2 protein-coding genes and 1 pseudogene are annotated in these 1,877 nt (G+C 52.4%); all 3 read left to right on the top strand.

Features of this window, described 5'->3' with window-relative positions; translation table 11 throughout:
- A pseudogene (locus tag RMSM_RS42820) lies at positions 1-270 on the top strand (hypothetical protein); the annotation flags it as partial.
- A 773-nt stretch (positions 271-1,043) separates the two neighbouring features.
- Positions 1,044-1,460: a hypothetical protein gene (locus tag RMSM_RS19795; RefSeq protein ID WP_144057793.1), complete on the top strand. Its 417-nt coding sequence runs from the start codon at positions 1,044-1,046 to the stop codon at positions 1,458-1,460.
- Positions 1,461-1,552: 92 nt separating this feature from the next.
- On the top strand, positions 1,553-1,877 hold a 325-nt coding region (locus RMSM_RS42815; RefSeq protein ID WP_236622225.1), incomplete at its 3' end, for a hypothetical protein.

Genomic DNA, 1,877 nt, shown 5'->3' with positions numbered 1-1,877 from the left:
CCTGGACTCGATCAATTACGTCTGAAGTCGCTGCTCTTGAATCGCACGCGGATCAATGATGAATCGATCGCTGAATTGCGGGCGATGAGCACGTTGGAACATCTCGATTTAACGCGAACGAAAGTGACTGATGCCTGCTTGAAACACCTCGAATCCCTGTCAAACTTGAGGAAATTGGTTCTGCGCCGATCACTCGTCACGCAGGAAGGGGTTGACGCTTTCAAAAAAAATCACCCGACAGTAAGCGTATCTTGGGAGCCGCTGAACTGAACCGCGTCAAAAACAACGGACGAACAACCGATGCACGAGAGTGGGAAGTCGGACGTTTTGAAGTGGATGATCCACAGTTGCCGCCAGCTGATCGGTAACGTTCAGGCAGTGTTACTCGCAAGAACGACATCGTTTTTTCTCTGCGTCTTCGCGTCCTCTGAGTTAAAAGCAATCAACGCGAAGATCGCAGAGCGACGCAGAGTGCCGCAGAGGTCGTGGCCCGATGAACTGCGTGGTCGCTGGGTTGCGGGTGTGCAACCAACTCATTTCGATTACCCGAGTTTACATCTGCTTGAAAAGCCAGAACGATGCGATAGTGACGCTAAAGCCGGTACGCGCGAATCACAAATGGAACCCGAACTCCGGCCCTCCGCGCGCATCGCTCCCGTTCTTGCTCTTGAGGAAATCGTACTCGTCCTGAGGCGTCAGCCGGTACGAGTGCTTCAACTCGAAACGGACAGCAAAGACAGAACCGATCATCGACCGCGCTCGACTCGACGTTTATCGCCTCTCGCTCGATTACATATCGATGTTGACTCGGTTAATTTTGCGTTTGGACGCCGTCGCTGAGCCGGCCCCCCGTTACAATACCGGAATCGATTACGATCCTCGCGTACCGCGATGCTGAGTACGACGAGAGCCGCAAACCGGAACCAATCTGTGCACCCGAGCCTGACTTGCGAGGTTTGACAAATGAAAATCAATCGTCCGTGCCAGGTGACGGCCACCGTTTCGCCATGTCGACCATGCCCACAATTAATTGGAGACTGAAGATGAAGACAATCGTTATGCTTTTTTCGCTGACTTGTGTTGCTTGTGTGTTCGCTTACACCGCGCAATCCAACGAGCTCACTGACGCAAGCAAGGTCCCGAGATATACAACGTCAGCGATTGGCAAAGAGTTGCTTCAAACACTTGACATCGCCTTTTCCCTGCGGCTTGCCGAGTACAAGGAGGGTCGAGCCGGTGTAGAGCACGCGATACGTTTAAACACCAAACTCTACCAGGAGCAAATTGGTGCTGCCGATGGTAAGTCGCGTCGACTTGTTGCTGAAAACTACCTTAAACGTGCAAAGGAGATTGAAACGATTGCCAAGATCAATCTCGACAACGGAACTGGAACATCTCAGGAATTGTTCGAAGCAAAAGCGGGTCGCCTCTCGGCCACCTTGGAATTGGCAAAGTTCTAGACTCTAGCCTCGGCCTAACGAAGCATTGCCATCGATTGCACCTGCGCGGCGGTGGTGAGCGTTTCGCCAATGGCTAAGGCGATCGCTACCGCGTGAATGCCACCGTTGTGGCTTGGATCAAGCTGCGATTTCGAAAGATTTCCCCCACTGCATTACCGGCAAAAACATGGGGGGCAAAAAGATGGGGGCACGGTAGAAAGCCGTCGACGTTGCGATCTCCGGAATCGATTCTTCATATTTTTGCCCCTCATTTTTTTGCCGGCAAATCCATCAGCATGACCGAATTAGTCAGACGCTGGGTATACGGGAACGCTGAGCAATACTCCTCTGCTAGTTCAGCACTGCGGCCTGTCCCCAATCTGCTTAACGAAGACGACTCTCGAGAGTTACCTTCTGCTGATCTTCCTACCAATCACG

Source organism: Rhodopirellula maiorica SM1 (assembly GCF_000346295.1).
Taxonomy (GTDB): domain Bacteria; phylum Planctomycetota; class Planctomycetia; order Pirellulales; family Pirellulaceae; genus Novipirellula; species Novipirellula maiorica.
This window is presented reverse-complemented; position numbering and strand designations above follow the sequence as displayed.